A 17,234-nucleotide genomic window follows, 5' to 3' on the forward strand; every position below is an offset into this window, starting at 1 on the left:
TCGCTACCGAACGGTACCGTCCCCGGCCGTCGTTTGGTGAAACGGACGGGGACGGTCCGAAGTGCCCGCTGCGCGCGGCGAATCGGACGGACGGAGCGCGGACGGACCTACTGCCCCACTTCGCCGTAGGCGGCGAGCAGCACGGCCGGGTCCGGTCCTTCGAGGACGGTGGGCTTGGCGAGCCCGTCGAGGACGATGAAGCGCAGCAGGTCGCCGCGGGACTTCTTGTCGACCCTCATCGTCTCCAGCAGCTTGGGCCACTGGTCGTGGCGGTAGTGCAGGGGCAGCCCGACCGACTCCAGGACGGTGCGGTGGCGGTCGGCCGTCGCGTCGTCCAACCGGCCCGCGAGACGGCCGAGTTCGGCGGCGAAGTGCATGCCCACGGCCACGGCCGCGCCGTGCCGCCACTGGTAGCGCTCGTTCTTCTCGATGGCGTGGCCGAGCGTATGGCCGTAGTTGAGGATCTCCCGCGGGCCGGACTCCCTCAGGTCGGCGGAGACCACCTCCGCCTTCACCCGGATCGACCGCTCGATCAGCTCGGCCGTGTGCGGTCCCGCCGGGGTGCGCGCGGCCTCGGGGTCCGACTCGACGAGGTCCAGGATGACCGGGTCGGCGATGAACCCGGCCTTGATGATCTCGGCGAGTCCGGAGACGTAGTCGTGCACGGGCAGCGTCTCCAGCGCGGCGAGGTCGCACAGCACGCCCGCGGGCGGGTGGAAGGCGCCGACGAGGTTCTTGCCCTCGGCCGTGTTGATGCCGGTCTTGCCGCCGACCGCCGCGTCCACCATGGCCAGCACGGTCGTCGGTACGGCGATCCAGCGGACGCCGCGCAGCCAGGTCGCGGCGACGAATCCGGCGAGGTCGGTGGTCGCGCCGCCGCCCACGCCCACGATGACGTCGGTGCGGGTGAACCCGGACTGGCCGAGCGCCTTCCAGCAGTAGGCGGCGACCTCGGCGGTCTTGGCCTCCTCCGCGTTCGGCACCTGGACGGCGATCGCCTCGTAGCCCTGCTCGGCCAGGTCGGCGCGGAGCGCGTCCCCGGTCTCGGCCAGCGCTTCGGGGTGGATGACCGCGACCCGCTTGGCGCGCGGTCCCACCAGGTGGGGCAGTTCGCCCAGCAGCCGGCGGCCGACCAGCACCTCGTAGGCTTCGGTGCCCGCCGGGCCGGCGACCTGGATCCGCGTCACCGTCTCGCTCATGCTTCCTTCAACTCCAGTGCGTCCAGGGCTTCTTGGGTGACCTCTTCGGGCGTGCGGCCGTCGGTGGCCACGACCGCGGTGGCGACCTCCTCGTACAGGTGCCGACGCGCCTCCATCAGCTCCCGCCACTGCCGGCGCGGATTGACCGCCAGCAGCGGCCGGGCCGCGTTCAGACCGGTGCGCCTGACCGCCTCCTCCACGTCCATGGAGAGATAGACCACCCGGTGCCCGGACAGCAGGGCGCGGGTGTCCGCGTCGAGGATCGCGCCGCCGCCGAGCGCCAGCACGCCCCCGTGCTCGGCGAGCGCGGTGCGCACCGCCCGCTTCTCGATCGCGCGGAACGCGGCCTCGCCGTCGTCCACGAAGATCTCGGCGATGGTCCGGCCCTCGGCGGCCACGATGTCGTCGTCGGTGTCCCGGTAGGGCACGCCGAGCCGGACGGCCAGCAGCTCACCGACGGTGGACTTGCCGGCCCCCATCGGACCCACGAGCACGATCGCAGGCACGGCGCTCACCGGATCGTGAGACTGTCGAGGTAGGAGCGCACGTTGCGGCGGGTCTCCGGCACGCTGTCGCCGCCGAACTTCTCCGCGACCGCGTCCGCCAGCACCAGGGCGACCATCGCCTCCGCGACGATCCCCGCGGCCGGCACCGCGCACACATCCGACCGCTGGTGGTGCGCCCTGGCCGGCTCACCGGTGGCCACGTCGACGGTGGCCAGGGCGCGCGGCACCGTCGCGATCGGCTTCATCGCCGCCCGCACCCGCAGCAGCTCGCCCGTCGACAGCCCGCCCTCGGTGCCGCCGGAGCGGCCCGACGCACGCCGGATGCCCTCCGGCGTGGTCACGATCTCGTCGTGCGCCTTCGAACCCGGCACCCGCGCCAGGCCGAACCCGTCACCCAGTTCGACACCCTTGATCGCCTGGATGCCCATCAGCGCCGCGGCCAGCCGCGCGTCCAGCTTCCGGTCCCAGTGCACATGCGAACCGAGCCCCACCGGCACCCCGTAGGCCAGCACCTCGACCACACCGCCGAGCGTGTCACCGTCCTTGTGGGCCTGGTCGATCTCCGCGACCATCGCCTTCGAGGCGTCCGCGTCCAGGCAGCGCACCGGGTCCGCGTCCAGCCGCTGCACATCGGCGGGCGTCGGGTACACGCCGTACGGCGCCTTCGCCGCGGCCAGTTCCACGACGTGGCTGACGACCTCGATCCCCGCGGTCTCCTTCAGATACGACCTGGCCACCGCGCCGAGCGCCACCCGCGCCGCGGTCTCCCGCGCCGAGGCCCGCTCCAGGATGGGCCGGGCCTCGTCGAACCCGTACTTCTGCATCCCCGCCAGATCGGCGTGACCCGGCCGCGGCCGGGTCAGCGGCGCATTGCGGGCCAGACCCTCCAGCACCTGGGGATCCACCGGGTCGGCCGCCATGACCTGCTCCCACTTCGGCCATTCCGTGTTGCCCACCATGACCGCCACCGGCGAGCCCAGCGTCAGCCCGTGCCTCACCCCGCCCAGGAAGGTGACCTCGTCCCGCTCGAACGACATCCGCGCGCCCCGCCCGTAGCCGAGCCGCCGCCGGGCCAGCTGGTCCGCCACCATCTCCGTGGTGATCGGCACGCCGGCGGGAAGGCCCTCCAGCGTCGCGACGAGTGCGGGACCGTGGGACTCCCCCGCGGTCAGCCAACGCAGCCTGCTCAACGGTGCTCCTCTGGGATCGCGCCCTGGTACTGCCCTGCGTACGCGCGTCCTCGCGTACGGCGACGGCGTGCCCGGGTGCGCGGCCCCGGTCCGCCACCTCCGATCCTCCCACGTCCGGCCCCGCGCAAGGCCGCCGGTCCAGCAGGCGGACGCCGAATGGACACCTCAGCGTTCGGCGAGGGCCTTCTCCCCCGCCCGGCGCATGGCCTCCAGCGGGGCCGGTGCGCGGCCGGTCATCTGCTCGACCTGGAGCACGGCCTGGTGCACGAGGAGGTCGAGGCCGCCGACGACGGCCCCGCCCGCCATGGACCAGCGGGCCGCGAGGGCGGTCGGCCAGGGCTCGTAGAGCACGTCGAAGAGGGTGGCGGGCCGCTCCGGTACGGCGGCGGTGAGGACGTCGGTGGTGCCCGCCGGCGTGGTGGCGACGACCAGCGGGGCGTGCAGCGCCTCGGCGGCGTCGGCCCAGTTCGCGGTGCGGACCTCGACGTCGAGCCGTTCGCCCCACTGCCGCATCTCGGCGGCGCGGGCCGCGCTGCGGACGTAGGCGACGACCTCGCCGGTGCAGATCCGCGCCAGGGCGGCGAGCGCGGAGGAGGCGGTGGCGCCGGCGCCGAGGATCGCGGCGGAGTCGACCTGTTCGATTCCGTGCTCGCGCAGCGCGGCCACCATGCCCGGGATGTCGGTGTTGTCGCCGACGCGACGGCCGTCCTCGGTGCACACGACCGTGTTGACCGCGTCGACCGAGGCGGCCGTCTCGCTGATCTCGTCGACCAGCGGGATGACGGCGCGCTTGAGCGGCATGGTCAGCGAGAGCCCTGCCCACTCGGGGCCCAGCCGCGCGAAGAAGCCGGGCAGCCCGGCCTCGTCGACCTCGAAGCGCTCGTACACCCAGTCGGTGAGCCCGAGTTCGGCGTACGCGGCGCGGTGCAGCACCGGGGAGAGCGAGTGTGCGATGGGGGATCCGAGCACGGCGGCCCGCTTGTACCGAACGTTTTCCATCACCGCTCCGCCGCTGTCGACCGACCCGATCCGCACCGGCTGCAACGGTACCGGAGCCGCCCGCCGCCGAGTGCGGCGGGCGGGCGGTGTCAGCGGCCGTTGTTGGCGTTGAACTTGTCCTTCAGTCTCTGGAACTCGTCGTAGGTCTTGGCGAATTCCGTGTTGCTCTGGCCGTCGGTCGCCACGAAGTAGATCCAGCCGTCGTGGGTCGGATTGAGCGCGGCCTTCAGGGCGTCGTCGCTCGGGTTTCCGATCGGGCCGGGCGGCAGGCCCGCGTTGGTGTAGGTGTTGTACGGGTCCTTGTTGCTGTTGATCTCGGACTCGCTGATGTGGATATTGCTCTGGCCCTTCAGATAGTTGAAGGTCGAGTCGAACTGCAGCAGCCGGTTGGTCTCGGTGTTCGTGGGCTTGAGACGGTTGTAGATCACTTCCGCCATCTTGCGGAAGTCGTCGTGCGTCTTGCCCTCGGCCTGGACCAGGCTCGCGACCGTGACGAGCTGGAAGGGGTCGGCCAGGTCGAGTTCCTTGGCCTTGGCCTCCAGGCCGTAGCCGGCGTACTTCTGTTTGGCCTGGGCGACCATCTGCTTCAGGACGGCGTCGGGCTTCATGCCCTTCGCGGCCGGGTACGTGCCCGGGAAGAGGAAGCCCTCCAGCGGGTCCCGGATCCGGCTGTTCTTCTGCGCCCAGCTCGGCATCCCGAGCTTCTTGTACTCCTTCTGGGCGGTCTTTTGCGTGGTGCCGGACGCGAGGCCGAGCTGTTTGTCGATCGCCTGATACACCTGGGCATTGCGTTCACCCGGCTTGACCAGCACATTACTCTGGGCCGTCGGGTCGAGCATCAATTTCACGGCGCTGGCGGCTGACATCTCTTTCTTCAGCACATAGGCGCCGGCCTGGATCGTGCCGCCCTCGGGATTCTGCGACTGGGCGGAGACGAAAGCGTCGACGCTCTTGACGACCCCGGCGTCCTTCAGCCGCCGCCCGATCTCATAACCGCCCGCGCCTTTGGGGATTTCCACGGTCACGGTTTCGTTCGTACCGCTGCCCGCATAGTCCGGGGCCGCGCCGAAACGATTTTGGTAGAACTTCAATCCGAAGTATCCGACCCCGCCGAGGCCACCGCCGAAGACGAGCACGACGACCATGCACGCGCAGCCGTTGCGCCGTTTCTTGGCTCCTTTGCCGCCCTTGGCGCCCTTGCCCCTGCGGTCGCCGCGCCCGCGCCGCGTCGTCGGGTCGTGGTCGAGGTCGTCGTCGGCATCGTCATCGCCGCCGCCCGCGAAGAACGCGTGCTCGCCCTGGTCAGGGCCGGGGTCCCAGTCGGTCTCGGGCTCCGGCTCGGGTCGTCTGCGGCCGGGCGGCCGAGGCGGCGGATAGGCGTCGGGGGTTCCGTAGCGGTCGGGCTGCTCCGCGCCGTACGCCCCCGGCTGCTGGCCGTAGGGGTCGCCCGGGTCGGGGGCGTAGGGCACATGGCCGTGGGTGCCGGTGGCGTCCCAGCCGCCCTGCGGGTACTGCGGCTGGGACTGCCCCGGGTACTGCTGCTGGTCGTGCTCGGGGTACTGCTGCCGGCCGTGGCCGCCGTAGGGCTGCTGGTCGTGGCCCGCGTGGGGCTGCTGCGGGCCGTGACCGGGGTAGGGCTGCTGACCGTGACCGCCGTAGTGCTGCTGATCGTGACCCGCGTGGGGCTGCTGCTGGTGACCGGTGTGGTGCTCGTCGCCCTGCTGTGCGTAGTGCTGATGGCCCTGCTCGCCGTAGTGCGGGTACTGCTGCCCGCCGTACTGGTCGTACCCGGACTGCTGCTGGTGCCAGCCGTCGTACTGCGGCTGCTGCGGGTGGTGCTGGGGCAGGCCGCCGTAGGGGGCCTGCTGACCCGCCTGGGTCTGCTGGCCTCCCCATCCGCCGTCCCCGTACAACGGGTCCTCCGGATGCCACGGTTCGGAGCCTTGGCCCCGGCCATACTCAGTCATCGATCCCCTAGAGCCGCGAAGAGCCGCGAGGCGCCGGTCACACGGCTGTCGCCGGTCCCGCTCCGCCTCTTGCTGTGCGGCAGCTGTTCGAACACCACCGCATCGCGCGGAACGTTACCGTATCGCGATCAGATGACCACTTCGACGCCCTCGCCGGGTGGCCTGCCTGACACCCGTTCGGATTCGAGGGTCTGCTGGAGGATGACCACGGCCGCGGCCTGGTCGATGACGGAGCGGCCCTTCTTCGACCTGACCCCCGAGGCGCGCAGTCCCTGGCCGGCCGTCACGGTGGTCAGCCGCTCGTCCACGAGCCGCACCGGGACGGGCGCGATGCCCTTGGCCAGCTCCTGGGCGAAGGCGCGCACCTTGACCGCGGCCGGGCCCTCGCCCCCCTTGAGGGAGCGGGGCAGGCCGACGACGACCTCGATCGGCTCGTACTCCTCGACGAGTTGCCCGAGCCGACGGTGGGCGGCCGGGACGTCCCGGCCAGGGACGGTCTCCACCGGGGTGGCGAGGATTCCGTCGGGGTCGCACGAGGCGACCCCGATACGGGCGTCCCCGACGTCGATCGCGAGCCGACGTCCTCTGCGCATGATCTGGGCCGTCCCCTACTTGGCGGTCTCGGCGACCAGGCGTTCCACGGCGTCCACGGCGTCGCCGATGGCGGCCGGGTGCTGGCCGCCGCCCTGGGCGACGTCCGGCTTGCCGCCACCGCCGCCGCCGAGCGTCTTGGCGGCGGTACGGACCAGGTCACCGGCCTTGAGGCCGCGCTCGCGGGCGGCCTCGTTGGTGGCGATGACCGTGAGCGGCTTGCCGTTCGCCACGGTGAACAGGGCGACGACGGCGCCCCGGCCGCCCTGGATGCGCCCGCGCACGTCGAGGACCAGCCTGCGCAGGTCGTCCGGCGTGGTGCCGTCCGGCACCCGGCCCGTGACGACGGCGATCCCGCGGACGTCCTTGGCGGACTCGGCGAGACCGGCTGCGGCCTGGAGCACCTTCTCGGCGCGGAACTTCTCGATCTCCTTCTCGGCGTCCTTCAGCTTGCCGAGCATCGAGGAGACCTTCTCCGGCAGGTCCTCCGGGCGGCCCTTGAGCAGTTCGGTCAGCTGGTTGACGACCGTGTGCTCGCGGGCGAGGAAGGCGTAGGCGTCCACGCCGACCAGGGCCTCGATGCGGCGCACACCGGAGCCGATGGAGGACTCGCCGAGCAGCTTCACCAGGCCCAGCTGGGCGGTGTTGTGCACATGCGTGCCGCCGCACAGCTCCTTGGAGAAGTCGCCGATGGTCACGACGCGGACCCGCTCGCCGTACTTCTCGCCGAACTCGGCGATGGCGCCCTGCTTCTTGGCCTCGTCGATGCCCATGATCTCGGCGTGCACGTCGAGGTCGCGGGCCAGCACCTCGTTGATCTTCTGTTCGACGTCGGTCATCACGGCCGTGGGCACGGCGGACGGGGAGCCGAAGTCGAAGCGGAAGCGGCCGGGCTGGTTCTCCGAGCCGGCCTGGGCGGCGGTCGGGCCGAGGGCGTCGCGCAGCGCCTGGTGGGTGAGGTGAGTGGCCGAGTGGGCGCGGGCGATGGCCTTGCGCCGGCGGTGATCGATGGCGGCGTGGGCCTTGGCGCCGACCGTCACCTCGCCGACCTGGACGACGCCCTTGTGGACGTACACGCCGGGCACCGGCTTCTGGGTGTCGCGGACGTCGATGACGGCGCCGGAGTCGACCCTGATCCGGCCGGTGTCGCCGATCTGGCCGCCGCCCTCGGCGTAGAACGGGGTGCGGTCGAGGACGATCTCGACCTCGTCGCCCTCCGTGGCGGCGGGCGAGGAGACGCCGTCGACCAGGATGCCGACGACCGTGGACTCGCCCTCGGTGTCGGCGTAGCCGATGAAGTCGGTCTCGCCGGCCGAGTCGGCGATCTCCCGGTAGGCGCCGAGGTCGGCGTGGCCGGTCTTCTTGGCCTGGGCGTCGGCCTTGGCGCGCTCCCGCTGCTCCTTCATCAGGCGGCGGAAGCCGTCCTCGTCCACGGACAGGCCCTGTTCGGCGGCCATCTCCAGGGTGAGGTCGATGGGGAAGCCCCAGGTGTCGTGGAGCAGGAAGGCTTTGTCGCCGGGCAGGACCGTGCCGCCGGCGGCCTTGGTCTCGGTGACGGCGGTGTCGAGGATGTTGGTGCCGGCCTTCAGCGTCTTCAGGAAGGCGGCCTCCTCGGCGAGGGCGACCTTCTCGATGCGCTCGCGGTCGGTGACCAGCTCCGGGTACTGCCGGCCCATCGTGCCGATCACGGTGTCGATCAGGTCCTTGACGACCGGGCCGGTGGCACCCAGCAGCCGCATGTTGCGGATGGCGCGGCGCATGATGCGGCGCAGCACATAGCCGCGGCCCTCGTTGCCGGGGGTCACGCCGTCGCCGATGAGCATGGTGGCGGTGCGCATGTGGTCGGTGACCACGCGCAGGGACACGTCCGAGTCGTGGGCGTCGCCGTAGGCGACACCGGTCAGCTCGGTGGCCTTGGCGATCACGGCCATGGAGGTGTCGATCTCGTACATGTTCTGCACGCCCTGCAGAATCATGGCGAGGCGTTCCAGGCCGAGGCCGGTGTCGATGTTCTTGCTCGGCAGGTCACCGAGGATCTCGAAGTTGTCCTTGCCGGTGCCCTCGCCGCGCTCGTACTGCATGAAGACGAGGTTCCAGATCTCCACGTACCGCTCGTCGTTGACGGCGGGGCCGCCCTCGGCGCCGAACTCGGGGCCGCGGTCGTAGTTGATCTCGGAGCAGGGGCCGCACGGGCCGGGGACGCCCATGGACCAGAAGTTGTCCTTCATGCCCAGGCGCTGGATGCGCTCCTTGGGCACGCCGACGACCTCGTGCCAGATCTGCTCGGCCTCGTCGTCGTCCTTGTAGACAGTGATCCACAGGCGCTCGGGGTCGAGGCCGTAACCGCCCTTGTCCTGGGGGGTGGTGAGCAGTTCCCAGGCAAGCTTGATGGCGCCTTCCTTGAAGTAGTCGCCGAAGGAGAAGTTGCCGCACATCTGGAAGAACGTGCCGTGCCGGGTGGTCTTGCCGACCTCCTCGATGTCCGGCGTGCGTACGCACTTCTGCACGCTCGTGGCGCGCGGGAACGGCGGCTTGACCTCACCCAGGAAGTAGGGCTTGAAGGGCACCATGCCGGCCGGGACGAGGAGCAGAGTCGGGTCGTCCGCGATGAGCGACGCCGAAGGGACGACGGTGTGACCGCGCTCCTCGAAGAAGCTCAACCAGCGGCGACGAATCTCGGCCGACTCCATCAGTGGTCCTCATTCCGGTCGTGCGCGTACGTCGTGGGGTCGACGTACGTCGGGTTGCTGCGGTTCTCGATGGCGGCGTAGCGCCTTGGGGCGGGGAGCTGCGGGTCCTCGTGGATACCGAGGGCGTCTTCGAGTTCGGCTTCCCGCTGGGCCATGTTGTCGCGGACGTCGAGGGCGAAGCCCACCGCTCGGTCCTTGACGCGCCGGCCCGTCACGAGCGCCTTGGTGGCCGCGGTCGCGGCGAGGCTTTCCGGGGTCAGCTGCTTCAGCTTGCGGTTGACCTTGGTGGTGGCCCACACACCGGCGGCGACGCCCGTGGTGAACCAGAACGTACGGCGGAACATCGCTCGGTCAGTCTCTCTTTTCCCGGGTGTTCCGCTTCCCCCGCCGCGCGGACGGGATGGTGCGGCCCACGATCACGGTACGCCGGGGCGCCTTGCCGGGCACGTCCTCACGCCGGCCGGTGATGGCCCGGCGCACGCCGTAGCCGAATGCCGCGACCTTGACGAGGGGGCCGCCGAAGGTGGACGCGACGGTCGTCGACAGCGCCGAGGCGTTGGACGTGACCTCCTGGACGTCCGAGGCGATGGCGTCGACCCGGTCGATCTGGGTCTGCGCGGAGCGCACCGCGGCGGAGGCGTCGGCGAGCAGCGGGACGGCCTGATCGGTCACGTCCGCCACCAGTTTGGTGGTCGCCTTGAGCGTCTGGGCCAGCCTCGCCAGGGCAACGGCGAGGAAGGAGACCAGGATCGCCCAGAAGACGGCCACCAGGATTCCGGCAACCTCTCCACCGGACACGCTGCACCGCTCCCTGCTGTCACTGGGGTGCCCACGGGCTGTCGCCGGGCGCTCGCCGACGGGCACTTCCGAAAGTCGCCATCCGACCCTATCGCGCCCGCGGTGGCCCGCCGTACCGGATTTCGGCTTCCGGTGGGCGACGGGTGGACGAAAGCGCCCGCCGCTTCCCACCGGTGCGGTGGGAAGCGGCGGGCGAGGCACAAGGCCCGGTGGTACTGCCGCCGCCGAGGGTGATCAGCGGGCGTAGTACTCGACGACGAGCTGCTCGTCGCAGATCACCGGGACTTCCTTGCGGTTCGGCTCGCGGTCCAGGCGGAACGCCAGGGCCTTGAGGTTCACCTGGAGGTAGCGCGGGGTCTCGCCGTCGGGGGCGAAGCCGCCCTCGCGGGCGATCTGGAAGAGCGTCTTGTCCTTGCTGCGGTCGCGGACCTGGATGACGTCGTCCGGGCGCACGCGGTAGGACGGCTTGTCCACCTTCTGGCCGTTGACCTGGATGTGGCCGTGGACGACCATCTGGCGGGCCTGGTAGATCGTGCGGGCGATGCCCGAACGCAGGACCAGCGCGTCGAGACGGCGCTCCAGCTCGACGATCAGGGCCTCACCGGTCTTGCCCTGGACCTTGGACGCACGCTCGTAGGCGCGCACCAGCTGGCGCTCGGAGATGTCGTACTGAGCGCGCAGGCGCTGCTTCTCCAGCAGACGGACCTTGTAGTCCGAGTTCTGCTTGCGGCCGCGGCCGTGCTCACCCGGCGGGTAGGGACGGGCCTCGAAGTACTTGACGGCCTTCGGGGTCAGCGCGATGCCGAGGGCACGCGACTTCTTGACCTTGGGGCGGGACTGGTTCGCCACTGTTCCTGTCTTCTTTCGTCGTTCGGCTTGTCAGTGTTGAGGGAGGTCGCATCCGCAGCCGGGGAATCCCGCCGGGTCCGCAGGGGACCTGCCGGGCAGCCGCTTCCCTGGTCTGGGCACATACGTGCAGCACGCGAGTGGCCCACCGGCCGGTCCCGGGACTCCGGGTGGTGGTGGGCTGCCCGCGACACCGTTCGACGGTGCGCGACGCTCCTGGAGCCAGCCCCGAGGGACTGGGTCTCCGGCTGGCTGTCCCGCTCTGACGGCGCGGGACTCAGCGCTTCGACGAAGTCTACAGGGCGGTCAGGACCGCTTGCGACCGAGGTGCTTCCTGGTCCATTCGACCGCGTCCGCGTACCGGGCCTCGGCGCCGTGCCGGGTGGGGGCGTAGTACTCACGGTCCTGGAGGGCGTCCGGCGCGTACTGCTGGGCGGCGATGCCCTCGGGCAGGTCGTGCGGGTACACATACCCCTGGGCGTGGCCGAGCTTGGCGGCGCCCTTGTAGTGCCCGTCGCGCAGATGCGGCGGGACGGGGCCCGCGAGCCCCTTGCGTACGTCGTCCAGGGCGGCGCCGATCGCCGTCGTCGCGGCGTTGGACTTGGGGGCGAGGGCCAGGGCGATGGTGGCGTGGCTGAGGGTGAGGGCCGCCTCCGGGAAACCGATCATGGCGACGGCCTGGGCGGCGGCCACCGCGAGCGGCAGGGCGTTCGGATCGGCGAGGCCGATGTCCTCACTGGCGGAGATCATCAGCCGGCGGGCGATGAAGCGGGGGTCCTCGCCGGCCTCGATCATCCGCGCCAGGTAGTGCAGGGCCGCGTCCACGTCGGAGCCTCGGATGGACTTGATGAGCGCGCTCGCCACGTCGTAGTGCTGGTCGCCGTCGCGGTCGTACTTCACGGCGGCCCGGTCGACCGTCTCCTCCAGGGTGCCGAGCGCGATCTGAGGCTCGCCCTTGTCGAGCGCGGCGCCGGCCGCCGCCTCCAGGGCGGTCAGGGCGCGCCGGGCGTCGCCGCCGGCGATCCGCAGCAGGTGGTCCTCGGTGTCCTCGGGGAGGGCGACGGCCGCGCCGAGGCCCCGCTCGTCGGCCAGGGCGCGGCGGAGCAGCCCGCGCACGTCGTCGTCCGTGAGGGGTTCGAGGGTGAGCAGGAGGGAGCGGGACAGCAGGGGGGAGATCACGGAGAAGTACGGGTTCTCGGTGGTGGCCGCGATCAGGGTCACCCAGCGGTTCTCGACCGCCGGGAGCAGGGAGTCCTGCTGGGCCTTGCTGAAGCGGTGGATCTCGTCCAGGAAGAGGACCGTCTCCTTGCCGAAGCCCCCGGTGGCGCGGCGTGCGCCGTCGATGACCGCGCGGACCTCCTTGACGCCCGCGGTGATCGCGGACAGTTCCACGAAGCGTTTGTCGGTGGCCTTGGAGACGACGTACGCCAGGGTCGTCTTGCCGGTGCCGGGCGGGCCCCAGAGGATCACCGAGGAGGGCCCGGCCGGGCCGCCCGCTCCCTCGCCGACCAGCCGGCGCAGCGGCGAGCCGGGCTTGAGCAGGTGTTGCTGGCCCACCACCTCGTCCAGGGTGCGCGGGCGCATCCGCACCGCCAGGGGGCTGCCTGCCGGGTCCTTCTCCTGGCGCTCTTCGGCTGCCGCGGTGAACAGGTCGGGTTCCACGCTGAAACCCTAAATCACCGCACTGACAACGCGGCCGGGACCCGGTGCCGGCGTCGCGGCCGGGACCCGGTCTGGGCTCAGCCGGTCCAGAAGTCCCACCAGCGGGTCAGGATCAGCATGCCGATGACGCCGACGTGCAGCACCGGGAGCACCCAGGTGAACTCACCGAAGAGGCCCTTCAGCCAGCGCGGGGCGGGCAGGAAGTCCTTGCGGACGTTGAACGACGTCACGTACCAGAACATGGTGATCGTGGCGACCCAGGCCAGGCAGCACCACAGGCACAGCGCGTTGATCCGGTACAGGGACTGGAACTGCAGCCAGGTGCAGAAGCCCACGCCGAAGAGCGTGCCGGCGTTGAAGGTCAGCCAGTACCAGCGCGGGAAGCGGGCCCGGGTGAGCAGGCTCATGCCGACGCAGATGACGACGCCGTAGCAGACCAGGCCGAGCATGGGGTTCGGGAAGCCGAAGACGGCGGCCTGCTTGCTCTCCATGACGCTGCCGCAGGAGACGACCGGGTTGAGGCTGCACCCGGGGGTGAAGGTCTTGCCCTCGACCTTCGCCTCCAGCAGCTTGAACTTGTCGATCGTGATGACCCAGGCGGCGAGCACCCCGGCCGCGCCGGTGATCACCAGCAGCAGGGCGAAGGCGCGGCTGCCGCCCTCGGTCCGCGCTCCGGCGGCGCGCTCGGGCCCGGGCTCGGTGGAGACGTCCTTGACTGTCGTCTTGCTCATCACGCCGATTCCGTCTGCTTGAGAGTTGGACCTTCTTCGGGCAGGGGCCATTGTGCCGCACCGGGGGTCCTGTCCACCGTTCGGTGGACATAAGGAGGTACGCACGGTCGTCCCGGAACGCTCGGTTCTGGCCGACCCTCAGTGCCATGACAGCACACGCGAACGACTTCGCCGTGGACGTACGGGGGCTGCGCAAGCAGTACGGGGACGTGACCGCGGTGGACGGCATCGATCTCGGCATCCGGCGGGGCGAGGTGTTCGGCCTGCTCGGACCCAATGGAGCGGGCAAGAGCACCACGGTGGAGATCCTTCAGGGCAACCGGTCCAGGGACGGCGGCGAGGTCTCGGTCCTGGGGGCGGACCCGGCGACCGCCACGCGCGCGTGGCGATCCCGTGTGGGAATCGTCTGGCAGGACGAATCGGCACCCGCCGAGTTGACGGTGCGCGAGAGCGTCGGGCATTTCGCCCGCTACTACCCGTCCCCGCGCGACCCGGAGGAGGTGATCGGCCTGGTCGGCCTCCGGGAGAAGGCGGACAGCCGGATCAAGTCCCTCTCCGGCGGGCAGCGCCGCCGGCTCGATGTGGCGCTCGGGGTGATCGGCGGGCCCGAACTGCTGCTCCTTGACGAGCCGACGACCGGTTTCGACCCGGCGGCCCGCCGGCGGTTCTGGGAGCTGATCCGGCTGCTCGCCGCCGAGGGCACGACGATCGTGCTGACCACGCACTACCTGGAGGAGGCCGAGGCGCTCGCCGACCGGCTCGCCGTCGTCGCCCGGGGCCGGGTCGTCGCCCTGGGCGAGCCCGGTGAACTGCGCGACCGGTACGGCCGCGAGGCCACCGTGGAGTGGACCGAACCCGACGGCCGGGTGCGCACGGAACGCACGGACACCCCGACGCGCACGATCGCCCGGCTCATGCGGCGCTTCGCCGGCGAGATCCCGGGGCTGCGGGTCGGCCGCCCCACGCTGGAGGACGTCTATCTGCGGCTCATCGGACAGATCACGGACCCGCCCGGCGCGCGGCCCGCCGAAGAACGCGCCGCTGACCCTCACGGCAAGGGCGCCGACGGCCTCCTCGGACAGGAGGACGCACGGTGACCGCGACCGAGACGCGTGCCCGCGCACAGACGCCCGCCGACCGGCTGCCCGGGGCCTTCGCCGTCGGGCTGCACCGGGGCGCACTGGAGATCAGGCAGTTCTTCCGGCAGCGCGACCAAGTGGTGTTCACCTTCGCCTTCCCGGTCGTCTTCCTCTTCCTGTTCGCGTCGATCTTCCAGGACGACGTGCGCGGCAGCGGCGTGACCGCCTCCCAGCTGTACGTGCCCGCGATGATGGCCTCGGGGATCATGTCGACGAGCTTCCAGTCGCTGGGCATCTCGATCGCCGTGGAACGGGACGAGAAGGTGCTGCGGCGGCTGCGCGGCACCCCGATGCCGCCGGCGGCGTACTTCCTCGGCAAGATCTGGCTGGTTCTGTTCACCGGGATCCTGGAGACGGCGATCCTCCTGCTCGTCGGCACCACGCTGTACGGCGTCGACCTGCCGTCCGACGCGGGCCGGTGGTTCGACTTCGGGTGGATCTTCGTGCTCGGTCTGACCGGGTGCGCGCTGCTCGGCATCGCGATCAGCTCGGTGCCCAGGTCGGCCAGGAGCGCGAGTTCCGTCGTCGTACTGCCGTTCCTGGTCGTGCAGTTCATCTCCGGGGTGTACATCTCCATCGACACCATCCCGGAGTGGATGCTGAACATCGGCGCCCTGTTCCCGCTGAAGTGGCTGTGCCAGGGGCTGCGCGGGGTGTTCCTGCCCGACTCCGCGCGGGTCCTGGAGCAGGCGGGCGGCTGGGAGTTCGGCCGGATCGCCCTGGTGCTCGCCGCCTGGTGCGTCGGAGGATTGGCGCTGTGTCTGCTGACCTTCCGCTGGAAGAACCGGCGCGACGGATGACCGGCCGGGGCTCGGCGCGCGACGTGCACGCCTGGGACCGCACGATGCGGCTCTGGGACGCGTACTTCGCCATCGCCTGGGCGGCCACCCTGGTCCTCGTCCTCACGGCGGGCCGACCGGGGTGGCCCGTCCGGGCGCTCGCCGCCGGGCTGCTGCTCCCGCTGGTGCCCTGGTACATGGCGCTCGGCCGGCCGCTGCTGCGGGAGGACATGCCGGACGGGCGGCGGGTGGTGCGCTATCTGTCCGGGGCGATCGCGCTGTTCCTGTCGTCGGCGGTGCTGGCGGGCGAGGCGCGGCTCGCGACGTTCGCGCTCGTCCCGCAGTGCTTCATGACGCTGCGGCTGCGCGGGGCGCTGGTCGCGGTCACCGTGATCAACCTGGTGCCGGTGCTCGGCGGGGCGCTGCTGTGGCGGCCGGCCGGCGCGGAGCTGTTCGCCGAGGCGCTTTCCGCCCTGGTCTCCCTCACCTTCTCGATGGCGGTCGGCGGCTGGATCATCCGGATCATCCAGCAGAGCTGGGAACGGGCGGAGCTGATCGCGGAGTTGGACGCGAGCCGACACGAGGTCGCCCGGCTGTCGGCCGCGCACGGCGCGCTGGCCGAACGCGAGCGCATGGCTCGCGAGATCCACGACACCCTCGCCCAGGGCTTCACCAGTCTGCTGATGCTGGTCCAGGCGGTCGAGGCCGAGCTGGAGCACGACCTGCCGCTCGCCCGGCGCCATCTGGCGCTGATGGACGAGACGGCCCGGCAGAACCTCGCCGAGGCCCGGGCGCTGGTGGCCGACGGCACCCCGGCCGACCTCGACGGCGCGTCCCTGCCGGACGCCCTGGGCCGGCTGGCCGCCCGGCACGGCGCGGCGCTGGAGGTGACCGGACCGGTGCGTGCGCTGCCCGCAGGGCCGGAGGTCGTGGCGCTGCGCTCCTGCCAGGAGGCGCTGGCCAACGCCCGCAAGCACGCGGGGAGTCCGGCGTCCGTGGGCATCCGTCTGCGGTACGCCGCGGGGACCCTGACCGTCTCGGTGCGCGACGACGGCCGCGGCTTCGACCCGGCGGCCGCCCACGGCGGTTACGGTCTGGCCGGGCTGCGCGCCCGGGCCGCCGAGGCGGGCGGGACGGCTTCGGTGCGCAGCGCGCCCGGTGCCGGCACGACGGTCACCGTGTGCCTGCCCGTCCTCGCGGCCGCCGCCGACACCGGTCACGACAAGGGACCCGGCGCGGGGCCGGACACCTGCCCCGCAGACGGCCCCGACCGGGATCACGGCACCGCGGCGGACACCGACGCCCCCGCCCACCCCCGCGCCGCACTCGCCCCGGATGCCCGTACCGCGGCGGACACCGGGGCCAAGGCGCGCCCCCGTACCGGACCCGGCGCGGATCCGCACACCGGCACGGACGCCGCTTCCCAGGCCGACCCCGGTGCCGCACCCGACGCCGGTGCCGGTCCGGCATCCGCCGCCGTTCCGTTCGCTGTGAGGAGTGAGAACCCGTGATCCGGATCGTCCTGGCCGACGACCATCCCGTCGTACGGGAGGGCCTGCGCGCCATGCTGAGCGCCGAACCGGACCTGGAGGTGGTGGCGGACGCGTCCAGCGGTCCGCAGGCGGAGGCGCTGGCGGCCCGGCTGCGGCCCGACATCGTGCTGATGGACCTCAGAATGCCGGACGGCGGGGGCGTCGAGTCCATCGTGCGGATGGCCGAGTCCGGGCTGACGTGCCCGGTGATCGTCCTGACGACGTACGAGACGGACCGGGACATCCTGCGGGCCGTGGAGGCGGGGGCCGCCGGCTATCTGCTCAAGGACCTGGCGCGGGGCGAACTGGCCGCCGCGGTACGGGCCGCCGCGCGCGGCGAGACGGTGCTTGCGCCGTCGGTCGCGGCCCGTCTGGTGGACCGGCTGCGGACCAGGCCGGAGCGCCCGCGGCTGTCTCAGCGGGAGGTCGCGGTGCTGCGGCTGGTGGCCGAGGGCCGCACCAACGCCGAGATCGGGCGGGAGCTGTTCATCGGGGAGTCCACGGTGAAGACCCATCTGCTGCGGATCTTCGGCAAGCTGGGCGTGGCCGACCGGACGGCCGCGGTGACCACGGCGATGCGCGACGGGCTGTTGTGACGTTCGCGT

Annotated in this window: 15 protein-coding genes and 1 pseudogene; 4 read left to right on the forward strand and 12 right to left on the reverse strand. The window is 71.7% G+C overall.

Annotated features, from left to right (window positions below; translation table 11 throughout):
* Positions 1-107 precede the first annotated feature (107 nt).
* The 12 genes from aroB to AC27LF_RS12850 all read right to left on the reverse strand — a co-directional run bounded on the left by aroB (position 108) and on the right by AC27LF_RS12850 (position 13,179).
* Positions 108-1,199 (reverse strand): 3-dehydroquinate synthase, encoded by a 1,092-nt coding sequence (gene aroB, locus AC27LF_RS12795; protein ID WP_479656439.1) that lies wholly within the window; start codon positions 1,197-1,199, stop codon positions 108-110.
* Positions 1,196-1,678, reverse strand: coding sequence for a shikimate kinase (locus AC27LF_RS12800; RefSeq protein WP_479656593.1), 483 nt, complete (start codon positions 1,676-1,678; stop codon positions 1,196-1,198). The genes aroB and AC27LF_RS12800 overlap by 4 nt, the downstream gene beginning before the upstream one ends.
* Before the next feature lie 32 nt (positions 1,679-1,710).
* Positions 1,711-2,895, reverse strand: coding sequence for a chorismate synthase (gene aroC, locus AC27LF_RS12805; protein ID WP_479656440.1), 1,185 nt, complete (start codon positions 2,893-2,895; stop codon positions 1,711-1,713).
* Positions 2,896-3,060: 165 nt separating this feature from the next.
* Entirely contained in the window at positions 3,061-3,894 is an 834-nt protein-coding gene (locus AC27LF_RS12810) for a shikimate dehydrogenase (RefSeq protein WP_479656441.1), read from the reverse strand.
* 89 nt (positions 3,895-3,983) lie between these two features.
* Positions 3,984-5,861 (reverse strand): endolytic transglycosylase MltG, encoded by a 1,878-nt coding sequence (gene mltG, locus AC27LF_RS12815; protein ID WP_479656442.1) that lies wholly within the window; start codon positions 5,859-5,861, stop codon positions 3,984-3,986.
* Between the two features lie 128 nt (positions 5,862-5,989).
* On the reverse strand, positions 5,990-6,454 hold the full coding sequence (gene ruvX / locus AC27LF_RS12820; protein WP_404025530.1) for a Holliday junction resolvase RuvX: 465 nt from the start codon (positions 6,452-6,454) through the stop codon (positions 5,990-5,992).
* 15 nt (positions 6,455-6,469) lie between these two features.
* Positions 6,470-9,142: an alanine--tRNA ligase gene (gene alaS / locus AC27LF_RS12825; protein ID WP_479656443.1), complete on the reverse strand. Its 2,673-nt coding sequence runs from the start codon at positions 9,140-9,142 to the stop codon at positions 6,470-6,472.
* Positions 9,142-9,486, reverse strand: a complete 345-nt coding sequence (locus tag AC27LF_RS12830) for a hypothetical protein (protein WP_479656444.1) — start codon at positions 9,484-9,486, stop codon at positions 9,142-9,144. Before AC27LF_RS12830 ends, alaS begins: the two co-directional genes overlap by 1 nt.
* Positions 9,487-9,493: 7 nt before the next feature.
* The gene (locus tag AC27LF_RS12835) at positions 9,494-9,940 is read right to left on the reverse strand and encodes a DUF948 domain-containing protein (RefSeq protein WP_388706925.1); all 447 of its coding nucleotides are present in this window, start codon (positions 9,938-9,940) and stop codon (positions 9,494-9,496) included.
* Between the two features lie 234 nt (positions 9,941-10,174).
* Positions 10,175-10,789 carry a 30S ribosomal protein S4 gene (gene rpsD, locus AC27LF_RS12840; protein WP_388706928.1) on the reverse strand — a complete coding sequence of 205 codons (615 nt, stop codon included), beginning with the start codon at positions 10,787-10,789 and terminating at the stop codon, positions 10,175-10,177.
* 303 nt (positions 10,790-11,092) lie between these two features.
* Positions 11,093-12,448, reverse strand: a complete 1,356-nt coding sequence (locus AC27LF_RS12845; protein WP_479656445.1) for a replication-associated recombination protein A — start codon at positions 12,446-12,448, stop codon at positions 11,093-11,095.
* A gap of 77 nt (positions 12,449-12,525) precedes the next feature.
* Positions 12,526-13,179 carry a vitamin K epoxide reductase family protein gene (locus AC27LF_RS12850; RefSeq protein WP_479656446.1) on the reverse strand — a complete coding sequence of 218 codons (654 nt, stop codon included), beginning with the start codon at positions 13,177-13,179 and terminating at the stop codon, positions 12,526-12,528.
* A gap of 146 nt (positions 13,180-13,325) precedes the next feature.
* Here AC27LF_RS12850 and AC27LF_RS12855 point away from each other — a divergent pair, with 146 nt between their 5' ends.
* The 4 genes and pseudogenes from AC27LF_RS12855 (at position 13,326) to AC27LF_RS12870 (ending at position 17,225) form a co-directional block, all read left to right on the forward strand.
* On the forward strand, positions 13,326-14,276 hold the full coding sequence (locus AC27LF_RS12855) for an ABC transporter ATP-binding protein (RefSeq protein WP_479656447.1): 951 nt from the start codon (positions 13,326-13,328) through the stop codon (positions 14,274-14,276).
* Positions 14,273-15,118 carry an ABC transporter permease gene (locus AC27LF_RS12860; protein ID WP_479656448.1) on the forward strand — a complete coding sequence of 282 codons (846 nt, stop codon included), beginning with the start codon at positions 14,273-14,275 and terminating at the stop codon, positions 15,116-15,118. Before AC27LF_RS12855 ends, AC27LF_RS12860 begins: the two co-directional genes overlap by 4 nt.
* Positions 15,115-16,290: pseudogene (locus AC27LF_RS12865) on the forward strand (sensor histidine kinase); the annotation flags it as partial. The gene AC27LF_RS12860 and the pseudogene AC27LF_RS12865, both read left to right, overlap by 4 nt.
* A gap of 314 nt (positions 16,291-16,604) precedes the next feature.
* Entirely contained in the window at positions 16,605-17,225 is a 621-nt protein-coding gene (locus tag AC27LF_RS12870; protein ID WP_479656449.1) for a response regulator, read from the forward strand.
* Positions 17,226-17,234: the final 9 nt, after the last annotated feature.

Source organism: Streptomyces diversicolor (assembly GCF_057537855.1).